Origin of the sequence: Methylibium sp. T29, assembly GCF_000576205.1 — a bacterium.
In the GTDB taxonomy this organism is placed as follows: domain Bacteria; phylum Pseudomonadota; class Gammaproteobacteria; order Burkholderiales; family Burkholderiaceae_C; genus Methylibium; species Methylibium petroleiphilum.
This window is the reverse complement of sequence record NZ_AZND01000509.1, coordinates 1-1,214: the sequence shown is the minus strand read 5'-3', so window position 1 is coordinate 1,214 and position 1,214 is coordinate 1. Positions and strand designations below refer to the sequence as shown.

Here is a 1,214-nt window from a genome sequence, read left to right as displayed (position 1 = left end):
GCCGTGGCGGGCCGCACCGGCCTCGTCGGCCAGCAGCAGCGCGCAGGCGCCGTCGTTGAGGCCCGAGGCATTGCCGGCCGTCACCGTGCCGTCGGGGCGCACCACGCCCTTCAGGCGGGCCAGCGCCTCGAGGCTGGTCTCGCGCGGGTGCTCGTCCTTCACGACGACCAGGGGCTCGCCCTTGCGCTGCGGCACCGTCACCGGCGTGATCTCGGCGTCGAAGAAGCCGCGCTGCTGTGCCGCTACCGCCTTGCGCTGCGAGGCCAGCGCCATGCGGTCCTGCGCCTCGCGCTCGATGCCGAATTCGGCGGCCACGTTCTCGGCCGTCTCCGGCATCGAGTCGGTGCCGTGCAGCGCCTGCATGCGCGGGTTGACGAAGCGCCAGCCAGTGTGGTGTCGTGGATCGCGGCGCTGCGCGACCAGGCGTTGTCGGCCTTGGGCATCACGAACGGCGCACGGCTCATGCTCTCCACGCCGCCGGCCAGCATCAGACTGGCCTCGCCGCTGCGGATGGCGCGTGCGGCCGTGCCCACCGCGTCCATGCCGGAGCCACACAGACGGTTGACGGTACTGCCCGGCACCTCCACCGGCAGCCCGGCCAGCAGGCTGGCCATGCGCGCCACGTTGCGGTTGTCCTCGCCGGCCTGGTTGGCGCAGCCCAGCACCACGTCGTCGACGGCCTGCCAGTCGACCCGCGGGTTGCGGGCCATCAGGGCCGCGAGCGGCACCGCGGCCAAGTCGTCGGCACGCACGCCGGACAGGGCGCCGCCGTAGCGGCCGAACGGGGTGCGCAGTGCGTCGCAGAGGTAGGCGTCACGGATCATGATGAAGTGCTGGAAGGGGGTCGTCGATCGCCGGGGGCTCAGGTCGCGGTCGCTTTCCGCAGCCAGGCCTGTTCGCGCAGCGCGGGGCTCGTGCGGTAGCGCTCGCCGCGGTAGTGGGTGTCCAGGCGGTCGAGCAGCGCGACCACCTGGCGCACATCCCAGTCCGCCAGCCATTCGAACGGGCCGGCCGGATAGTTGACGCCGAGCTTCATCGCCAGGTCGGCGTCCGCGGCGCTGCACACGCCCTGCAGCACGGCGTCGGACGCCTCGTTGATCAGCATCGCCAGCGTGCGTGCGACCACCAGGCCCGGCACGTCGCGCAGCCGCTGCGGCTGCCGGCCTGCCGCCTGCAGGCACTGCGCGGCGCGCGCCTGCCAAGCCGTGCTTGCG

The 1,214-nt window shown here is 73.4% G+C and carries 1 protein-coding gene and 1 pseudogene; both read right to left on the bottom strand.

What is annotated here, in order from left to right; translation table 11 throughout:
• Nucleotides 1-824, bottom strand: a pseudogene (locus x551_RS22445) (acetyl-CoA C-acyltransferase); the annotation flags it as partial.
• A gap of 38 nt (nt 825-862) precedes the next feature.
• Nucleotides 863-1,214, bottom strand: a 352-nt coding sequence (locus x551_RS22440) for a 3-hydroxyacyl-CoA dehydrogenase family protein (RefSeq protein WP_036251797.1), incomplete at its 5' end; no start/stop codon positions are given.